Annotated in this window: 12 protein-coding genes and 4 tRNA genes; 13 read left to right on the forward strand and 3 right to left on the reverse strand. The window is 50.4% G+C overall.

The features are described 5' to 3' along the window. Positions 1-25 precede the first annotated feature (25 nt). The 8 genes from priA (at position 26) to Q2J34_RS09315 (ending at position 12,479) form a co-directional block, all read left to right on the forward strand. Positions 26-2,623: a replication restart helicase PriA gene (priA, locus tag Q2J34_RS09275; protein ID WP_298889713.1), complete on the forward strand. Its 2,598-nt coding sequence runs from the start codon at positions 26-28 to the stop codon at positions 2,621-2,623. An 89-nt stretch (positions 2,624-2,712) separates the two neighbouring features. Continuing rightward, positions 2,713-4,095 carry a DUF3078 domain-containing protein gene (locus Q2J34_RS09280; RefSeq protein WP_298889711.1) on the forward strand — a complete coding sequence of 461 codons (1,383 nt, stop codon included), beginning with the start codon at positions 2,713-2,715 and terminating at the stop codon, positions 4,093-4,095. Positions 4,096-4,107: 12 nt separating this feature from the next. Further along, on the forward strand, positions 4,108-5,238 hold the full coding sequence (gene tgt, locus Q2J34_RS09285; RefSeq protein WP_297117116.1) for a tRNA guanosine(34) transglycosylase Tgt: 1,131 nt from the start codon (positions 4,108-4,110) through the stop codon (positions 5,236-5,238). A 261-nt stretch (positions 5,239-5,499) separates the two neighbouring features. Continuing rightward, positions 5,500-5,631, forward strand: a complete 132-nt coding sequence (locus Q2J34_RS09295) for a hypothetical protein (RefSeq protein WP_298889708.1) — start codon at positions 5,500-5,502, stop codon at positions 5,629-5,631. A 161-nt stretch (positions 5,632-5,792) separates the two neighbouring features. Further along, positions 5,793-7,226: an IS3 family transposase gene (locus tag Q2J34_RS09300; protein WP_300969099.1), complete on the forward strand. Its 1,434-nt coding sequence runs from the start codon at positions 5,793-5,795 to the stop codon at positions 7,224-7,226. A gap of 524 nt (positions 7,227-7,750) precedes the next feature. Next, the gene (locus Q2J34_RS09305) at positions 7,751-8,356 is read left to right on the forward strand and encodes a TetR/AcrR family transcriptional regulator (protein WP_300970063.1); all 606 of its coding nucleotides are present in this window, start codon (positions 7,751-7,753) and stop codon (positions 8,354-8,356) included. Between the two features lie 170 nt (positions 8,357-8,526). Then, entirely contained in the window at positions 8,527-9,996 is a 1,470-nt protein-coding gene (locus tag Q2J34_RS09310; RefSeq protein WP_422764151.1) for a leucine-rich repeat domain-containing protein, read from the forward strand. A gap of 269 nt (positions 9,997-10,265) precedes the next feature. Beyond that, positions 10,266-12,479 carry an outer membrane beta-barrel protein gene (locus Q2J34_RS09315; RefSeq protein WP_298889702.1) on the forward strand — a complete coding sequence of 738 codons (2,214 nt, stop codon included), beginning with the start codon at positions 10,266-10,268 and terminating at the stop codon, positions 12,477-12,479. Between the two features lie 976 nt (positions 12,480-13,455). Here Q2J34_RS09315 and Q2J34_RS09320 read toward each other — a convergent pair. Beyond that, positions 13,456-13,546: transfer RNA gene (locus Q2J34_RS09320), tRNA-Ser, on the reverse strand. Positions 13,547-13,766: 220 nt separating this feature from the next. Between Q2J34_RS09320 and Q2J34_RS09325 the strand changes: the two genes are divergently transcribed. From Q2J34_RS09325 to Q2J34_RS09335, 3 genes are all read left to right on the forward strand, one after another. Then, on the forward strand, positions 13,767-14,252 hold the full coding sequence (locus Q2J34_RS09325) for a ferritin (RefSeq protein WP_298889699.1): 486 nt from the start codon (positions 13,767-13,769) through the stop codon (positions 14,250-14,252). A gap of 197 nt (positions 14,253-14,449) precedes the next feature. After that, positions 14,450-14,532, forward strand: a tRNA-Tyr gene (locus Q2J34_RS09330). Between the two features lie 72 nt (positions 14,533-14,604). Continuing rightward, positions 14,605-14,677: transfer RNA gene (locus Q2J34_RS09335), tRNA-Gly, on the forward strand. A gap of 173 nt (positions 14,678-14,850) precedes the next feature. Here the strand turns inward: Q2J34_RS09335 and Q2J34_RS09340 are convergent. Then, positions 14,851-16,293, reverse strand: coding sequence for a C69 family dipeptidase (locus Q2J34_RS09340; protein ID WP_298889697.1), 1,443 nt, complete (start codon positions 16,291-16,293; stop codon positions 14,851-14,853). A 250-nt stretch (positions 16,294-16,543) separates the two neighbouring features. On the opposite strand from Q2J34_RS09340, the gene Q2J34_RS09345 reads away from it, so the two are divergent. Continuing rightward, a tRNA-Ile gene (locus tag Q2J34_RS09345) sits at positions 16,544-16,620 on the forward strand. 282 nt (positions 16,621-16,902) lie between these two features. Here the strand turns inward: Q2J34_RS09345 and Q2J34_RS09350 are convergent. Next, entirely contained in the window at positions 16,903-17,874 is a 972-nt protein-coding gene (locus tag Q2J34_RS09350; RefSeq protein ID WP_300969182.1) for an IS30 family transposase, read from the reverse strand. Positions 17,875-18,180: 306 nt separating this feature from the next. Between Q2J34_RS09350 and Q2J34_RS09355 the strand changes: the two genes are divergently transcribed. Continuing rightward, positions 18,181-19,212, forward strand: a complete 1,032-nt coding sequence (locus Q2J34_RS09355) for a tyrosine-type recombinase/integrase (RefSeq protein ID WP_300970064.1) — start codon at positions 18,181-18,183, stop codon at positions 19,210-19,212. Positions 19,213-19,249: the final 37 nt, after the last annotated feature.

Here is a 19,249-nt window from a genome sequence, read left to right on the forward strand (position 1 = left end):
CTCAGCACAGCCAGTAGCTCTGCCTATGCTGGCGCGCATCATCCTACCCCTAGCCCTCGAGGAGGAGTACACTTATCGTGTACCCGAGGCGCTGTGTGAAGAGGCGAGGGTCGGTATGCGTGTGCTAGTGCAGTTTGGCAGTAAGCGCTACTATTACGCTATCATATCTCAGCTGATCGAGGAGTCGGACAGACCTCTCGGTCAGCTGAAGTCTATTATAGCCCTACCCGATCGTGAGGCGATCGTGACCTCAAGGGAGATAGACCTCTGGCGCTGGGGCGCCTCTTATTATATCTGTTCGCTGGGAGCCTGGCTCACCGCCGCTATACCGAGTAGCTACCTACCCTCTAGTGAGACGCAGGTAGCGTGGCGGGAGCCAGACGAAACGGCCGAAGGCGATCAAGCAACCGACTACAAAGCGACCGAACTATCGGAAGCGATACGCTATGAGCTACTCTCCATGCGAGGACATCAGGCGAAGGTGAGCAAACTGGCGAAGATCCTTGGCGACCGCATCTATCCTGAGATAGACCGACTCCTGCAGGCTGGTGTACTCATCGGTAGTGAGTCTATACCACGTTACAGCCGCTCTGTGCAGGTCGGCTCGCCAGCCGTGCAGTTTGTCGAGGAGCTATGCTCTGAGGAGGCACTCAGCGAACTTGTCGAGAGCCTCTCCCGCGCCAAGGCGCAGAAAGCTATGGTAGAGCAGCTGATAGACCTCCTCTACCAGCATGAACTACCGCTTGACACGCCTCTACTCCGAGAGACACTCGTCGGGAGAGACACCAATCGGCAGGCCACACTCCGTACACTCATCAAGCGGGGCATACTACGAGAGACGGCGACACTCGCCGATCCGCTCATACGCCCCACGGCACAGCGCACCGCCTCAGCAGCTGGAGAGCAGCGACAGAGTCAGCTCTTCGAGAGTCTCATCAGCGAAACGTCCAAACCCGTACTCTACCAAGCTACAAGCAATGAAGAGCAAATAGAACTGGTCGTCTCGATGGTCGAGCAGATGCTCCAGCGCAACCCTGCAGCACAGGTAACTATCTATGTGCCACAGCTCTTTCTCTTTGACCAAAGCCTACTCTACAATGCCCTGCAGCAGCTAGCTAGAGGCAGCGGAGAGAGACGACGGGCGACGCCCTTTGACCTCGTCCTCTACAGCTCCTCCACGACAGACGCCGAGCGGATGGCGCTACGTGCTAGGCTCCTCGGGCTGACACACCGAGAGCGTGGACTCATCGTCCTCACCTCTCGCATGGGTAGCCTCCTACCCCTTTCGCACTGTGACCTCGTCATCGTCACCGACGAGGAGAGTAGTCGCTACAAGCAGTCCGATCCTGCCCCACGCTATCATGCGCGTGACCTGACTGTCGTCGCTTGCAAGAGCAGCCAGACGCCTCTCCTACTGACTACCGTCGCCCCCTCTGCCGAGGCACTATACAACGTAGAGCGGGGATACTACCGCTCACTCAATGACCTCAGTGCACCGAACACCCCAAAAGCACCACGACCCTTCGAGCTGATCGACCTATCCCTTCAGCGCAAGCAGGGCAAGCTCCCATGGGGACAAATGCTCTCCATCGAGCTACGCAAAGCACTCCTAGAGCAGTGCCAAGCGGGACGCAAAAGCATCCTCCTACTCAATCGTCGGGGCTACGCTCCGCACCTTGTCTGTAGACATTGTCAGAAGACGCTCCAGTGTCCCAACTGCGATGTAGGACTGGTCTACCACAAGTCCACACAGAGCGTCAGCTGTAGCTACTGTGGCTTCACAGCGTCTGCTCCTCGCATCTGTCCTCATTGTCATCAGAGTGACCAGGTTCCTCTAGACAAAACAGAAGTTGCGATAGACAACAGCCGGGGAGCCTTTAGCATACAGGGTTATGGTGTAGAGCGTATCGCCGAGGAGCTCACGCTCTTCATCCCGACAGAGGTTCACATCCTAGAACTCAGTGCCTCGCAATACTATAATAAGGAGGCGCAGCAACGGATGCGTCAGCTGATACGTAGCGACGAGCCTGCCATACTGGTCGGCACCTCAAGTCTTATCTATCTAGATGCTATCCGCAATGTGGGGCTCATTGGCTTGGCAAACCTAGATCAGCTGATCGTGGGCGATGACTTCAGAGCCAACGAGCGGGCCTATGCCGCACTCAGTCGCTTCGGGAGCAACTACCCCTCAGCGCAACTCTACATTCAGAGCTACCAGACCGACACACCCCTCCTCGAGAGCCTGCAGGGCGGTGACACGGCAGAGCCTTATGGTATAGGCGAGCTGGCAGAGCGTGAGTACCTCCGCTTCCCCCCCTATGTGCGCCTCATCTACGTTTATATACGAGGAGCCTCCGAGGGAGATGTCTGCTACACCGCAGCTGCGCTAGCACGTGCGATGCAGGCGGAGCCGTTTCAGCCACTCTGGCAGGCTTCTGAACCCAATGCACCCTACGTCTCTTGGGTGCGTATGCGCCATATTCGCTATATTTGCATGAAAATTCGTCCCTCTAGCCCTTGGCGGGAGGTGCGAAGGCAGATTTCTCATATTATCTCCACGATACAGAAGAGTGCTATCCAAGCTCGGAGGGTGCAGATCTACTGCGACGTAGATCCACTCTAGCACTATGACGAGCTAGACGCTCAGCCTATCGTGTGGGGATGTGAGCTTTTTTAGATTATACTCATTCGAGTCCTATATAAGTAGTATCCATGCATTACTATCGCTTTACCTTCTTATTATCACTCATCGCCCTTATCGGGTCATACCCCTTAGCAGCACAGGCAGATCACTCGGCGAGCCTCCAGAGCGAGGCTGACAGCGTCACGGCGCCCGTCGAGCTCACGACCCTCAAGGTGCAGTACCTCCTCAATCGCTCCAACCCCGTGGCACCACTACCCAAAGAGGTACTCCCCACCACCCTACTGCTGCAAGCACCCCTCTCGTCGGCCGTGAGCGTCATCTCTACTGACCAAGCTCCCGAGCTATCTCTAGACTTACCCATCAGCTTAGTAAGCAAAAGCAGTCCAATTGCCACAGCACTGCAAAACGAAGAGCTACAGCTCCCCCTCTTACAGCAATACTACGAGCGTAGCTTGCAAAGCGTCAATCAGCTCAAGCTTGCCACCCCCACACTCATCACACGTCGAGAGGGCGATCTACTGGCACACCGCATAGATATGACCACCGTCGGGAGCTCGAAGCCTATCGTCGATGCGACCATTGATGCCCCATTTGCAGGCGTTAATGCGTCAGACCAGCTTCACGGGGTAACGCTCGGCAGGAAGTACTGGTTCCCAGGACTAGAGAGCAACATACAGTTTAGCCAGACCTACATCTCGCCTAACTGGCACAAGGGTGGTAACAGCGCCCTCGCACTCCATAGCAAGCAGCTCCTCCGCCTGAGCTACGAAAAGGACAAGGTCAACTGGCTCAACGAGCTAGAGTGGCGTCTCGGACTCAACGCTGAGATACGTGACTCGCTCCAGGGGTACAACGTCTCTGATGACCTCCTCCGCCTACGTAGCAACTTAGGTATCAAGGCCTTCAAGGGGTGGTACTACTCACTAGATGTAGAGGCTCGCACGCAAGCCTTCGAGCAGCGGTCTGAAGATAAGACCGTGGTCTACTCTGCCTTTGCTTCACCACTCACACTCACCGCGGGTCTCGGTATGAAGTGGGTCGTAGACAACAAGTCCAAGACCTACTACGGGCGCCGCTTCCGACTAGACCTCAATATCGCTCCCCTCGCCTATGACTTCAAGTGGTCTGCACGCAAGGATATAGACATGACCCGACATGGCTTTGAGGAGGGCAAAAACATCTACAGCGCCATCGGATCTATGCTTCGCGCCAATATGATCTGGAACTTCACCGACACCTTCGCATGGGAGTCGCGACTCTACTACAATACCAGCTACAAGCGTATCGAGACCGAGTTTGAGAACTCTCTCGTCTTTGCCTTCAGTCGCTACATCTCCACCCGTATCAACGTCCTGCTACGCTACGATGATGCCGTACCGCTCACTCCTGAGAATAAATCTCGTCTACAGATCTACGAGATGCTGACCATCGGCTTCGACCTCAAGATTTAACCAGCTGACCTCATGCAGTTTACCATAGACCATACCTGTCCCCATAGCGACGCACGCACTGGAGTCATCAAGACCGCCCACGGAGATATACAGACCCCCGTCTTCATGCCTGTGGGCACTGCGGGAGCCATCAAGGCGGTCACGATGGAGCAGATGGAGCAGGAGACCGATGCGCGGATCATCCTCGGCAATACCTACCACCTCTACCTACGTCCCGGCATAGAGATACTCAAAGAGGTAGGCGGCCTGCACCGCTTCGGCACTTGGAGCAAGCCCATCCTGACCGATAGTGGAGGCTACCAAGTCTTCTCATTAGCAGCCATGCGGCGCATCACACCCGAAGGCGTCACCTTCGCCTCGCACATCGACGGCTCCAAGCACCTCTTCACACCCGAGCGGGTTATGGAGATAGAGCGTGCCATAGGGGCAGACATTATGATGGCCTTCGACGAGTGCTGCCCAGGAGATGCCAGCTATGCCTATGCCAAGCAGTCGCTAGACACCACCGAGCAGTGGCTCGACCGCTGCATCAAGCACCTCGAGCATACCCCGCCTCTCTATGGTTACGAGCAGGCTCTCTTCCCAATCGTACAGGGATGTGTCTACCCCGACCTCAGGCGTCGAGCGGCCGAGCATATAGCTTCGCTAGGCGCCCCCGGCAATGCCATCGGCGGACTAGCCGTCGGCGAGCCTACCGACAAGATGTACGAGATGATCGAGCTGACCAATAGCATCCTCCCCAAGGATAAGCCACGCTACCTCATGGGCGTCGGTACCCCAGCCAACATACTAGAGGGCATCGCACGTGGAGTCGATATGTTTGACTGCATCATGCCCACACGCAACGCCCGCAATGGGCAGCTCTTCACCTGGCAAGGCACCATCAACATACGCAATGCCAAGTGGCGCACCTGTCACGAGCCGATAGACCCCGAGGGCACCGCATCGACCGACCACCGCTACACCCGCGCCTACCTCTACCACCTCTTTAAGGCGCAGGAGATCACGGGGCTCACACTGGCTAGTATCCACAACATCGCCTTCTACCTCGACCTGGTCAACCAAGCGCACGACCACATCGTGGCAGGCGACTACACCGACTGGATGCGTAGCGTCCTGCCCGCCCTCACCCGCCGGCTCTAGCCTGTGCGTACAGTCAATGATCACTTACGCAATATCTTTCTCTCGGGGGAATTGTCCGAAGAGGGAACTATCCGGAAATCCCGAATAGTTCAGCAAGAAGAGACTGTTGCAAAAGTCAACAGTCTCACAATCTTGCAAGCAAGATTGTCTAGACTTTGCAGAAAGGATGAAGCGCAAGGCGCTGAGGGTGAGGTCTGAAGGGAGCATACCTCCGTATGTGACCGAAGCCGAATCCCGAAAGCAACACAGCGATTCGCCTTTATGCAACAGTCTCAAGAAGGGTCTCGCTTAGTAAGCCCTGAGGTCTCTCTACCCTCTGGAAGCGATCATCGCAACCAGTACGCTGTACCCAACCACCTGACGGGACGCCAGTATGACGCTTCTAACTTCTAACTTCTAACCTCTAATCACTATTTACATATCTTTACGGGGAAATTCGTCCGATTCCCTCCTTTCTCGAATATCCACGTGGGAAATCTCAAATCTCCACGTGGATATTTTTTATTTGTCCTCTCCTGAAATAGTACACAGTTGGGAAGCCAACCCCAACAACTATGAAAGAAGAAAAAAGTAACCGAGGACGAAAGGGATATCCCCTAGATTTCAAGTGGAGAGTCATTGATGACCTCCTAGCCACTGGCGAGAGCATCGCCACGACCAGCCAGCGCTACGGCATTACCACACGCACCATTCGAAATTGGTTGCGTACCTTTGGAGTAGAGTTACCCAACCAAAGCAGCAGTAGCACTATGAGCAAGACAAACAAGAACAAAGACGTAGATCCAGAGTACGCAGAACTCAAGCGCGAAAACGCTCGCCTCAAAGCAGCCCTCTTCCAGGCTGAGAGCAAGGCCTTAGTCAATAAGACACTACTCGAAGAGGTCTTGAATCGCTACCATATTGATCTAAAAAAAAAAGACCGATTTGCAGCCGTGAAAACGCTTGAATCCGCCAAAGTGAGAGGTCAAAAGCTCTCCATAACCTACCTTTGTCAGCTACTAGAAGTCAGCCGCAAAGGCTACTACAAGCACACCTTCACAGAGCAAGACGAAGATGTCAAAGTAGCCTCCGTCCTACACTATTGCCAGTATGTGCGCGGTCAACTCCCCAAAGCAGGCGTAGACACCCTCCAGCAGTGTGCCAACGAATACTTCAAAGGGACCTTCCAAGTAGGTCGCGACTGGCTATACAAAGTATTAGGAGCCAACGACATGCTACTGAGAAGTCGCAAGCGCAAGCGTCCACCCCAGACGACCAAGGGCGTGGTCAATCACGGCTTCCAAGACCACCTGAACACCACCCCTAAATACATCGCCACAGACCATTGCCGGCTCACCGTCTCAGACATAACCTACGTCAAATGTTTAGGTGGCTTCGCATATCTCTCCCTGACGATGGACGCTTATAGCCGCATCATCACCGGCTTTGACCTGCAGCCCACGCTCTCCACAGAGGGCCCCTACAACGCACTAAGACAGACCGTTGACTTCTACCAGAAGCATGGCTTTGACCTCAAAGGGCTCATCTTCCATAGCGACCGAGGCTGTCAATATGTCTCCAAGCAGATGACCGACTACGAGGCCAGCCTAGGCATCGTAACCAGTGTCACCCAGACAGGCAACCCTCTCCACAACGCTATGGCAGAGCGACTTAACGGGATCATCAAGAACGACTGGCTCTACAACTTCGAGGATAAGCCCATAGATCAAGTTCGAGAGATCCTCTCGCAAACGATTGCTCTCTATAACACAGCGCGTCCTCATCGAGCCATCAACAAGAAGACTCCGATGCAGATGCTCATACCAGATTACCCCAACCCTATAACCACACAACCCTCTAAGAAACAGACATCTAAGAACAATTCACCAAAAGCTCCGAGCCTCAAATCTCCGAGCTCATGCCGCTTAACTCCACACAAAGACCTATCTTTGTGTACCTCCGCAGTAAAAACGACCACAAGTCGTGTACCCCAGCAAGAGCAAAACTAACAAATGAGTACACTCACAGGACTAACAAAAATGACCCGAGTACCATCTCAGTAATACCTTCCCAACTGTGTACTTTTTTCAGGAAGAGGACAATTTTCCACGTGGGCGCAATTCATTTCCTCCGAAGTTTCATTTGATTCCTCCGAAGTTTCATTTCATTCTTCCGAGAAATTTTTTATTCCCCACCTAGAGATTTTGAAATATCCACGTGGAAATCACTTTTCCCCGACACAGCGCCGTATCGATATGTAGTCGACTCCTAATTATTGTAACGAGCCAACGTCTCATTTGCCCAGTCAGGGATGACGCATCATAATCGAAGTTTCAAGAGCTATACACAACGATAAGCGAGGAGCCTGAGAGACATTGTCTATCACGTCTCAGTGTTGACTTCTATCCCCTCAAAATGGACATTAGCCATAAGTGATGAACAAGAAAGTTGAGAGAAAGTTTTGTCAAGTCAGAATTTATTGCAACCTTTGCCTCAGAATAAAAACATAACGTTCTGTATCGTCAGACAAGCTATGAAGAGTACAAAAGAAACTATACTGAGAGAAAGCTTCAAGCTGTTCTTAGCCAAAGGTTATGATGGCACTAGTGTACCAGACATTGAGCGTGCTGCAAAGATTACTCGTGGAGCCATATTCCATCACTTCATCAATAAGGAGGATATATTTAAGCAGTCGGCGGACTATTTCGTACTTTCTTTTCTTGAAGAGGTCAACTACGGAGAGGAATACTTGAGTAGCTCAACCCCCTTAAAAGCGTTTATGGGTAAGTGCTTGGAAGTCATTGAAGCAAGAATGAAGACATTCGTACAAAAGACAAATGTGGAAATAACCCCCGCAAGCTTTATGAGCTTTGCCCTTTATCTGAAAGATCACTACGAAGGATGGCAAGAGAAAGCTCTTGAATACGAAAAGAGAAAGATAGATGCTTGGGAGAAAGCGATCAACTTAGCCAAAGAAAAGAACGAAATACACCCAGACACCAATGAGGCGTTGCTTGCAAGCACTTTTCATAACCTATATATGGGGTTGTCCTATGGAGGAGCCTTAGTGGATAAATTGTCCATCCCTGACTTACAGAGACTTTGGGATTATATCTACCAGCAACAGGTCGTAAAATAAGAATCGCGGATTATGGATAGACCTGCTTACATAAACCAGATCGCCTCTTTTCTGCCCAATATGCCAATTGAAAATGAAGAAATAGAGGCAACGCTTCAAGAGTCTGTTCCATCCTCCTTAGACAGCAACAAGGGACGTTTCTCACTCTAAAGTAAAACTACGCAATGATGATGCCAATGAGAAGTTACCTTTTGATGATGTGTTTGGTCTTTGCCCTCTTTTTCTCTCAAAAGGCATGGGGACAAGTCAGTTTCTATGATGCGAAGGTGAGCGACTACGGTCAGTTGGAGCAAGTCTTGGGCGACAAGTGGGATACTGTGGATTCTTTGATCGTGCATGGACCTATCAACGAAGCCGATTTCACAACCTTGTGGAAATGCAGTTTCGAGGGAAAACTCACGGTATTGAATCTAGAGCATGCACAGGTGGAGAATAATAAGATCCCTGTACGTGCACTTTTTAAAAGAGACAGGCAACTCGTTGATGATCCAAGAGCATATGAAGGAGTCGTCTATCTGCCAATACGTCGTCTGATCCTTCCCGAGGGTATTCAGGAAATAGGAGATTTCGCTTTTTCCCGAATGAGATTAGAACAAGTGAATCTTCCTAAGAGCCTAAGGAAGTTGGGGCGTTCGTGCTTTTCAAATTGCCATTGGCTGAGTACAGACCCTTTAATTATCCCAGAGGGGATCACGGACATTCCCACCCAATGCTTCATTAACTGTCAATCTTTTGGTAAGTTGATTCTTCCTTCTACGCTTAAAAGCATTGGCATATCTGCTTTCTATAACACAAGAGTGGTAGAGGTAAACTTTCCTGAGGGTTTGGAGCAAATCAAACTCGCTGCTTTTTTGGGATGTGACCTCATAGAAGCAATACTTCCTAATACAGTCATAGAGTTGGGAGAGAGTATTTTCTCTATGTGCCCAGCATTAAAGAAGATACAGTTACCAGAGAATATTAATACGATCCCCGCTTCTCTTGCGTCTTGGTGTCCTTTGTTGGAGACTGTGAATATCCCAAAGAGCGTGACAATAATAGATGAGGCGGCCTTTTGTGGGGATGTAATGCTCAAACCAGTAAACTTGCCCAATGGATTGAAACGCATAGAGAAGGATGCTCTTTGGTATGTTGCAGTTGATTCTATCGTATTCCCAAATTCTCTTGAGTACTTGGGGGCAGGGACTTGTGCAAATTGGAAATACGTCAAGAAAATATATTCGCTCTCTCCTATTCCACCATCTTGTGATACTAACGAAGAGGGGAAACATGAAACTTTTCACGGCTATACCCCCAACGACATACCTGTGTATGTTCCCATCGGATCGGGCGAGAAGTACCGTGAAGCTTTCGGGTGGAGTTACTTTACCAATATCATAGAGACGGATAAGCTCCCTACAGGGATAGAAACGCCCTCGGCGGACGATGCTGGAAAATACAAGATCTATGGAAAAGACGGCCGACTGGTCATTGAGGCGACGGAAAGCCTTTCCTCTCCTGTTTCGTATGCTGTTTATGCCATAGATGGGACGCTGATAGCGCAAGGAAGCTTCATCTCCTCCTCCCATTCCATTCCAATGCCGTCAAGAGGTACCTATATAGTCCGCATCGGTAACTCCATTCATAAAACATTGCTGTAAAGTCCCGTAGGGCCCTTAGTATCAGAACGAAAGAAACTACGCTCTGTATTAGCCGACAAGATATGAAGATTACAAAAGTAACTTCCACCATAGCTATAATACTGTGTTGCCTTGGTCTGTCTCTACAAGCCACAACTGCACAGGAAGTAACAGGTAGAGTCGTCTCAAAGGAGCGTACTCCGCTGGAAAATGTGCATGTGTTGCTATATAGTAACCAAGACTCCACATTGCTTACGATGGCTGTAACGGATAGTTTAGGTAGGTATGCGATGAGACTCCCCGAAAAGGCATTCAGCGTTACCTATTCACTCATTGGAGCTAAGCAAGTCACTATCCCATACGATGCCACACTAGAAGCTTACCGAGAGGTGATCATGGAGGATGATGACACTGCACTCGGAGAGGTGGTCGTCTTAGCGCATCAAGTGCGTACTAAGCCAATCGTAGGTGGCATCGAGTGCCGCATCCTTAATCAAGACTTAATCAGCAATCGTACTGCCGTAGATCTTCTTGCCTATGTGCCGATGATCTCAAAGAAGGGTTTGGACAGCTATTCCGTGGTGGGTACGGACGATGTTGTGTTCTTTATCAATGGTCGCCGCTCCCTTATGTCAAAGTCGGCCTTAATGAGCTATCTCAAGACGCTATCAGCAAGCCAGATCAAATCGATGAAAGTACTTTATCAGCCCTCACCAGAGTATGGCGTCGGTGAACGTACAGCAGTCATCGATCTTGTCATCGAGGACAACAATGTGGGGTTCCAAGGGAGTCTGCGTGGAGAACTGATCCGCACGAGAAAGCGGAAGGAGACGCTCAGCACGACACTCGTCTATCAGGCACCCAGATGGCAAGTGCAGCTCTACGCTGGGGCTCGTAACTTGAGAGACTATGAGCGGTCTGAGGGAGAGACTCACTACTTGCAGTCAGGCGTGATCAATACCTCGGAGCAGCTCCGAGACACTCGTCGTCGTCAATATGACCTCAACTTGACGGGAGAATACAAGATTGCGGAGGGACATACGGTGGGAGCCTCAATAGATCTCTATCGCTATGGAGGCAAGCCGCATACTACTATAACCGACCGTTATAGCTCCGTCGGCATAGACTCGACCTTCACGGGACAGATCAACAGAGACTACGTGGATAGCTACCTAGGGAGTATCATCTACTACCAAGGCAAGCTTCCCCGTGGTATGTACTTGACGGCAGAAGTTAGCGGTCTATGGAGTGACTACCGCCAGACGATGAGCCAACGCTATAATAGGAGTGACCTGCCAAGTCTTCCAGCCTACTTGGACTACCAGTCCAACCTCCCGATGACAACGAGTGGCTACTCCCTTAAAACGCAACTATCGATCCCGCTCTCTGAGAGACTATACCTCTATTTAGGCAACAATAGTTCGCTGAGCCAAGCTCGCTACAATGAGACCTACGACATCCGTGTGATCCCAGGCAGCTTTCGTCCAGCAGACCGCACATTGCATTACAGCGAGATGCTGCATCTCCCGTATCTCTTGGCATACTATCAGCTCCCGTACAATATCACGCTGTATGGTGGGCTGTATGGACAATATCATAGTACATCGGGGGCTTATGATGATGGTGCGAGGCAACACTATTCTGGGCGATGGTACCTGCTCCCCTATGCCAGTGTGTCTTGGCGACAAGGTGCATTGAGTCTCTCGTATGGCTTCTCCATGAGTAATGACTACTCCTCCTTTGCATCGTACTCGCCCTTTGTCAAGTGGACCGCAATGAATGCCTACACGCAGGGCAATCCAGAGTTGAGACCAGCTCGCTCTATGTTTCACACCTTGACGGCTCGCTACCGCAACTTTTATGCACAAGCTTATTACGGAGAGACGCGAGACAACATCGGCAGCTTTGCTATACTGACTCCTGATCGAGTAATTGCGACTAAGAGCTACAACTACGGTGTCGGTCGGTCGCTGAGCCTCTCTATGGGATATGGAGGTAACATCACCTCGTGGTGGTATGCCAATGCTAATGTGTCGGGACGATACACTCGTAATGAGGTGACCATAGCAGGACTCCCTCAGTATGGGTGCAACTACCGAACCTGGATGGCGGACGGCTCCTTCAACAATGCCTTCACGCTTTCAGACCGCTACGACTGGACAGCAGATATCAACTTCAGCTACTCATCTCCTTACCACTATCTCTACACCACCCAGGATGGGATGATGCAATGCAACATTATGATGAGCAAAGGCATTGGTTCCCGTGTGATGCTGACTTTATGGGCATACAAGTCTTGGAGGCAAAGCCTCGGACACGGCATCCACTCGTGGGGCTTATCAGAGAGTCACACACCGGACTTCAATCGGTGGACGAAGTCGTGGGGTGAGGATATGGGCATCTCGCTATCCATCGCTTACTACTTCGGCAAGTCATCGCTCAATCAGAAGATCCAAGCGAAGCGATCTGACGCCTCACGCATTATTCCCAATGATGACAAATAGGGCACTATTGTGTCGAAGTAAATGGCTACCTTTGCAAGCAAACAGAATAAGTCAATTAACGAAAATCACAGACCATAATGAGACGTATTAAACTTGCACTTACAATCGTCGCTTGTCTCTTGACAGCGTGTGCACCTGTTGCGACCAATTCAAATCCTCAGAGAAAGCTTGACTCAGAGATCACACGATTGGATAGTATTGCGATAATACTAGCTGAGATTAGAGCACTAGATCAAGGTATTAGAGACAACTCCAGTCTTTTCTTCGCAAACAGTCGGGCTTTTAATCTTCATACTGATAGTCTCTGCTTCTCCAAAGCAATTTGGGTCATCGAGCATTATGGGTATATCAAAGACTTAGGGAAGTACAACGACTCTTTCGGATACCTATTGGAAGCCCTGCCCGCAGTGTTACTACATAATCCTCAAAGGCTGATAGAGCCACAGACTTATGACCTCTTGAAGCGAGAGGTGGAAGCTGGCAGACTACCTGCCGAATTTGTAGCCACCCTGCTTGATAAGTATTATGTGATGAAAGAGAAACGTACATTATACTTTTCGGGGTTTCGACAGTGGCTACAACAGCCCTATCCTCAAAAGAGAGATCAAGCACTATCTGACAGTCTCAGACAAGACTTAGGACTACCAGTGCTTCCAGACAGTCTATTCGTATATTAGTGCTGTACGCCCATCTGTACAGGATCCTAATCTATTGCTGTCCGACAAAAGGCTGAAAAGGCATATCCAGGGAGCTCAACCCTAGAATTGAAGCGATTGAAGCGGTTGAGCTCCCTATTTTGATTGCCAAGCCCTCCCCTTGAGCAAAAGACTCTTCTTCCGCTGAAAAACTTTTACAGTAATACTTCCCGACTACGATCGAGAGAGAACTAAAAGAAAAAGCGAATTATTGGCAATACACTGAGGCATTGCCGACAATTCGCTTTCGCTTGTCTCTAGAGACACTTCGGAGTCTTTGCTGGCGGAGAGAGAGGGATTCAAACCCCCGAAGCGGACAAGCCGCTTTCCGGATTTCGAGTCCGGCCCATTCGGTCACTCTGGCATCTCTCCTAAGGGGGATAGCTCTTTACCCCCTATTACAGAGTGCAAAGGTAGCAACTATAATCCAAATGAGCAACTAATCACTTTCTCAAAATATGGGGAGAGCTTCGCCACCATAGAGGCATTTTCAAAAAAAGGCTAAGATCGCCACAATCATCTGAAGAATATTTGCTATATTTGCAACAGCGGACGATATAGGTTCGCCTAATAAAACTTAAATCAAAGCAATATGAAGATCAACGAAAAGATGGGCGCTCTGGTCAACGCTCAAATCAATGAAGAGTTTCACGCAGCATACCTTTACCTCGCTATGTCTTTCCAGATGGAAGAAGAGGGATACAATGGCTTCGCTCACTGGTTCCTCCAGCAGTATCACGAGGAGATCGAGCACGCTCTAGAGATAGCACACTACCTACAGACACGCTCTGGGCAGCCACATATCACAGGTGTAGCTGAGATGCCTCAGCACTTTGGTACTCCTATCGAACTCTTTGAGGCAGCCTACAAGCATGAGTGCCACGTTACAGAGCTGATACACAACATATACAAGGAGGCTCTAGAGACGAGCGACTACGCTACGAGCTCGTTCTTTAAGCGTTACATCGATGAGCAGGTCGAGGAGGAGAATACCGTACTCGGTATCATCGACCAGCTACGCATGGCTGGTGAGAAGGGTATCTATCTCGTCAACGCACATCTCTCTAAGAGACAATAACTAGATCCTCGATAGATCGAGGCAATGCAATGAGACATAGTCTTATGGACGGGAGCGCTCACGATACAGTCCCCCGCCAGTTCTACGTCTCATTGCTTTTTTCTTCTCTTTAGATCGGCAAGACAGTTGTCAAGACAAAAGTTTTTTGTACCTTTGCACTCACTAAGGCGTTGACAGAGTAATCTAGACGACCGAAGGGGCAGTTACCAGAGTGGCCAAATGGGGCTGACTGTAACTCAGCTGGCGCAAGCCTACGGTGGTTCGAATCCATCACTGCCCACGATAAGGTCTACGTCTTCAAGCGACTCAGCCTGCCAATCATGGCTAGACTATAGGTAGAGTCGCATAGTATGCGGAAGTAGCTCAGTTGATAGAGCATCAGCCTTCCAAGCTGAGGGTCGCGGGTTTGAGCCCCGTCTTCCGCTCTAAGGTGAATAAACGATGGGTAGAGTGGCACTTGTGTCGCTCTATCTTCGTATCTGTAGGTAGCCTACAAACAACAATAGAGCGGTAACCAAGTTATCGCTCTATTGTTGTGTTATAAGGTATTGCTTCTAGAAGAGATTTGCCGTAAGAAGCAATGGCCTTACTCTACGGGCTAAGCTCCGTGGAAGAGGTACTCGGCCTGTATGTCGCGGGTCATCTGCGTGAAGAGCTCCTCGATCAGAGCATCAGCCACATCGAGTGCATGCCACAAGATAGTGTCCGAAGCTTCTTGTAGCATATCCTGCGCAGCGTGCGTCATGCCCTTGTCTAGCATGTGACAGTAGCGACGCTGTATCTCCTCAATGCGCTCATCGCACTCCATCTCGAAGGCGTGGTAGCGAGCCTTGATCAGCGGAGCATACTTATTATAGTTCGTCATACCGAGCACCTGCACCTTGCGGAAGGTCCAGTAAGCCGACTCCTGTGAAGACTCTCCCCCACCCCGTGTATAAGGCTCTGGGTAAGAGGTCACACCCTGGAAGAGCGGTACGAAGAGACCTAGATCAGCCATACCTAGACAAACGTGGTTGATGCGTCCGACAGCTACAGGGAGCTTAGGCTGCACCTGTAGGATGTGCGTCTGCGTAGTACGGAAGATAGAGACAGGGCGGTACACCTCGTGCGGATTGCTGTGGAGGTAAGGGTCATGCTCCGTGCCGTCGTAGTGAAAGCGGAAGGCGTGGCGCATAGCCTCCATCGTGATCGGCTTCTCAGCCTTAGCATAGACGGGGAAGTTGTTGACAGCCACATCTTGCTTCATCGCAGGGGTAAACATCTGCTGGAGTCCCCAGACGCGTGGATAGTTGTACGTCGTGTCTAGCTCCACGTCACGGATGTAAGCTTTGTGAAAGTCAAAGGCTCCCTCCTTCGGATCATACAGTCCATGCTCCTGGGCAAACTCGATGAGGTCGCTGGATGCCATAAAGTGCTCCTTGTCCTTGGGATCATACTGGCGGAAGCGGCTCTGATTACCCGTGACGAAGTACTGCTCCTCAGGGATGCGACAAGCTAGCCAGCGGTGCCCCGAGGCGGTCTCTAGATACCATATCTCATCGCTATCGACGAAGCCAATGCCAAAGCCCTCGCTGACGCCATACTCCTCGATAAGCTTGCCGAGACGCTCCACGCCCTCACGAGCCGTGTGGATGTATGGGAGGACGATGTTGAAGACTGAGTTCTCAGCCACGCCATCCTCTACTAGGGGATCGACAGCCAGTGCAGCATCGCTGCTAAAGATAGACTCCGTAGCACTCATGCCGACACCCGACTCGTTGAAGCCCGCACTTCCCCAGTGACCTTTCAAGTGGTAGGGAGGTAGAGCCGAGTAGCTCTGCGCTTCGCCAGGCAAGTCGCAAGCGAAGGGGCTATCGAATGCATCAAAGCGCATCGGATCGACCGAGCCAGGCTCCCCTGGACGATAGATCGTGAGGTTCTTAGCAAACATAGCGTCCCAGTCTTCTGAGCGCGCTACGATGCGTGATCCATCAGCACTCATCCGACTGCCGACGATGATGGTCGTACACTCAGAGGGTAGATTAGAGTTTTTCTTGTTCATAGTAGTTGTGTCTTGATGTATTACTCTAGGGACAAAGGTAGCTATTTTACTTCACCTGAGATAGTCCCCGCCATACCCACTCTCAGTGAGTTTTTTTTCTGTGGGGAGGCTCTCATATCAGAAAAAAGCATTACCTTTGCACCACGACAGAGCGAACGGCACTTTCCTACCAGTAGGAATACAGACCACTAGCTCTGAAGTAAAGCTCCTCAGAGCCAACCAAGAGACACGCCTCAGTGGCTAGATCTCGGGTCCTATAGCTCAGTTGGTTAGAGCACCTGACTCATAATCAGGGAGTCCTTGGTTCAAGCCCAAGTGGGACCACCATAGCGGAATAGGCTGATATATAGCGGATTAGAAAGAATAACTAACTCGCTATATATCGTCGTATGAAAAAGTCAAGCCTACCATTTGCAACGAATTTGCAACAAACGCCCCTAAATGAGGCATCGAAAGGACACAAGAGGACAGAATCGTTGCAAATGTTGCAACGCAAACTACAGCCCGCTAGGGAAAACTCACTCGCAATACCAAGCATTATGCAAGTATCAGTAGTTATGGATAAGCGCAGAGCCAAGCAAGACGGAACTTATCCGTACATTCCACCCGCTAATGCAATTTCTCAAGAATGATGTTTTTGATGACTTCATTGGGTGTCTTATAGTTTAGGTTTTTACGGGGTCTATTGTTTAGTAGGTTCTGAAAGCGTCTAAGGTCAGCGTCAGTTAAGTCTTCGAAAGTAGAGGCCTTAGGAATAAACTGGCGTAGCAGTTTGTTTAGGTACTCAATATGAGGCTTATCCCAGGATTGATAGGGGTGGGCAAAGTAGACGGGCGTTTTGAGAGACCTCTCTATGGTCTTAAACTTGGCAAACTCACTTCCATTGTCGGTTGTGATCGAGTGTAGCAGTCCCATCTTCTTGTAGTACCTCAGAGCTTTATTCACCTCTCTGGCGAGAGCTTTGGCATCCTTGCCATGCTCCAGAAGTCGTATGATAGTAAAGCCTGTAACACGCTCTACAAGCGTTAAAATTGCTCCTTTCTGCTCTTTGCCTATAATGGTATCCATCTCAAAATCTCCTACTCGTGCCTTCTGGTCAATGCACTCAGGACGAGTCTCTATGGACTTTCGCTTAGGCCAGTCTGTTTTTATTGGTACGGCCAGGCGTCGCTTGCGATAAGCTAGCCCATGCCTTGTGTGTTTGTAAAGCTTGCCTCCAGCTTTCTTGTCTTGATGCAGGAACTTGTAAATGGAGGTCTTACCGACCATCGGCTTGCCCTCCAGCTTTCGCCTTCCAGCAATTTGCTCTGGAGACCATTTATGCTCTACAATGCACTGGACAATATCAGCTTTCATAGCATTCGTCAATTTAGCTCTTGCCTTGTTCTTCCAGTCTTGTCGCTCTTTGGCAAACATCTGAGCCTGAGTAGGGCTATAGTTGCCAGCGGGTGTCAAGTTCCTCTTAATCTCTCTACAGATGGTGCTAGGGTGTACTCCTATGACCTCTGCGATCTTTTTTTGAGGCGTGTTAGTCTTCAGAAGAGCAGCAATTTCGTATCTTTGCGCTTGGGTTAGATGCATACTTGTATATAGCTAAGTTTTTGTTTCCACAGCAAATATACTGCATTAACCTTAAAGGGACGGTGAGCGCATCGTCCCTTTTTTCGTCTCGGCAGCTCGCTACCTGCTCCTCCCGCCCTCCTAGGAGAGGAGGGGGCGTCCGGAGCAGGGCGAGCTCCACTCCAAATTGCATTTTGGAGTGGAAAATACGATCCCATTAAGTTACGCTACCGATACCGTGGCTCCGCACTATACTACACGCTGCCCATATCTATACGAGAGGAGTACTTTGTCGATGGCGTTGTCGTGACGACACGCAATAGGCGTATGCTCAACAACCTCATCGAGGGCTATCGTCAGAGAGCGCAGGCGCTACTGGATATGCTCACAGACAGTGGAGATATGCAGACGTTCGCCAAGCCTAGCGACCTCAAGAGCTATGTAGACAGCGTATTGTCAGGAGACATAGACCCGACAGCAGAGCTAGAGCAAAGCGAAGCCCCCACCCTTGTAGGCATTATGGAGCGGTTCATCGAGGAGCGCAAGCCCATATCAGGATTTAAGTATGTTGATAGCATGCGATCGGCACAGACGAAAGTCGAGGACTACGACCATGGCGTATTGCTCAGCGAAGTAACCGTCCGCTGGCTCAGAGCCTTTGAGAATTATTGTCTCTCCGAAGGTATGTCACTCAATGGTCTTGCCGTATATCTCAGGAACATTCGCACAGTCATCAACTACGCCATCGATATGGAGTTGATGTCTATAGACCAGTACCCATTCAGGCGATTCAAGATACGCACGCAGCCCACACAGCACAGAGCATTGACCGCCGAAGAGCTAAAAGCGGTGCTAACCTACCAACCGACTGGAGAGAGAGATGCTAGAGCAAAAGATATATTTATCCTCTCGCTATGCCTCTGCGGTATGAACGTCAGAGACCTAATCCTCATGAAGAAGTCCGACATACGTGGCGGACGCATTGAGACCTTACGACAAAAGACAGACGTACCCATATCGCTCGCCATACCGCCCGAAGCGCTGGAAATCATAGAGCGACACAAAGGTAGTGGCGAGTACCTGCTCAACCTCATGGAGGTCTATGCACAGATAGAGTCCGTGCCAGGGCATCTCAACAAAGGGTTGCGCTGCATACTGCCACACCTGACCACCTACTACGCCAGACACACGTGGGCTACAATCGCCGCCGAGCTAGATGTACCCGACCCCGTTATCGATATGGCGCAAGGACGCACACCCACGGGCGTGACGGCTATCTACGTCAAGCGCAACCCATACAAAGCTGACGAAGCCAACCGCAAGGTCTTGGATTATGTCTTTGGAGAGATAGATAAATAGCCCTGCTTGCTATTCAAAAAGAAAGCATTACATTTGC

This window comes from Porphyromonas vaginalis, from assembly GCF_958301595.1.
In the GTDB taxonomy this organism is placed as follows: domain Bacteria; phylum Bacteroidota; class Bacteroidia; order Bacteroidales; family Porphyromonadaceae; genus Porphyromonas; species Porphyromonas vaginalis.

Excerpts from the sequence above, each read along its gene's own strand:
- Q2J34_RS09315 (WP_298889702.1), top strand. The coding sequence starts at position 10,266 with ATGAGACTCCCCGAAAAGGCATTCAGCGTTACCTATTCACTCATTGGA.
- Q2J34_RS09295 (WP_298889708.1), top strand. The coding sequence starts at position 5,500 with ATGCAACAGTCTCAAGAAGGGTCTCGCTTAGTAAGCCCTGAGGTCTCT.
- tgt (WP_297117116.1), top strand. The coding sequence starts at position 4,108 with ATGCAGTTTACCATAGACCATACCTGTCCCCATAGCGACGCACGCACT.
- Q2J34_RS09280 (WP_298889711.1), top strand. The coding sequence starts at position 2,713 with ATGCATTACTATCGCTTTACCTTCTTATTATCACTCATCGCCCTTATC.
- Q2J34_RS09300 (WP_300969099.1), top strand. The coding sequence starts at position 5,793 with ATGAAAGAAGAAAAAAGTAACCGAGGACGAAAGGGATATCCCCTAGAT.
- priA (WP_298889713.1), top strand. The coding sequence starts at position 26 with ATGCTGGCGCGCATCATCCTACCCCTAGCCCTCGAGGAGGAGTACACT.
- Q2J34_RS09355 (WP_300970064.1), top strand. The coding sequence starts at position 18,181 with ATGCTCAACAACCTCATCGAGGGCTATCGTCAGAGAGCGCAGGCGCTA.
- Q2J34_RS09310 (WP_422764151.1), top strand. The coding sequence starts at position 8,527 with ATGCCAATGAGAAGTTACCTTTTGATGATGTGTTTGGTCTTTGCCCTC.
- Q2J34_RS09325 (WP_298889699.1), top strand. The coding sequence starts at position 13,767 with ATGAAGATCAACGAAAAGATGGGCGCTCTGGTCAACGCTCAAATCAAT.
- Q2J34_RS09305 (WP_300970063.1), top strand. The coding sequence starts at position 7,751 with ATGAAGAGTACAAAAGAAACTATACTGAGAGAAAGCTTCAAGCTGTTC.
- Q2J34_RS09340 (WP_298889697.1), bottom strand. The coding sequence starts at position 16,293 with ATGAACAAGAAAAACTCTAATCTACCCTCTGAGTGTACGACCATCATC.
- Q2J34_RS09350 (WP_300969182.1), bottom strand. The coding sequence starts at position 17,874 with ATGCATCTAACCCAAGCGCAAAGATACGAAATTGCTGCTCTTCTGAAG.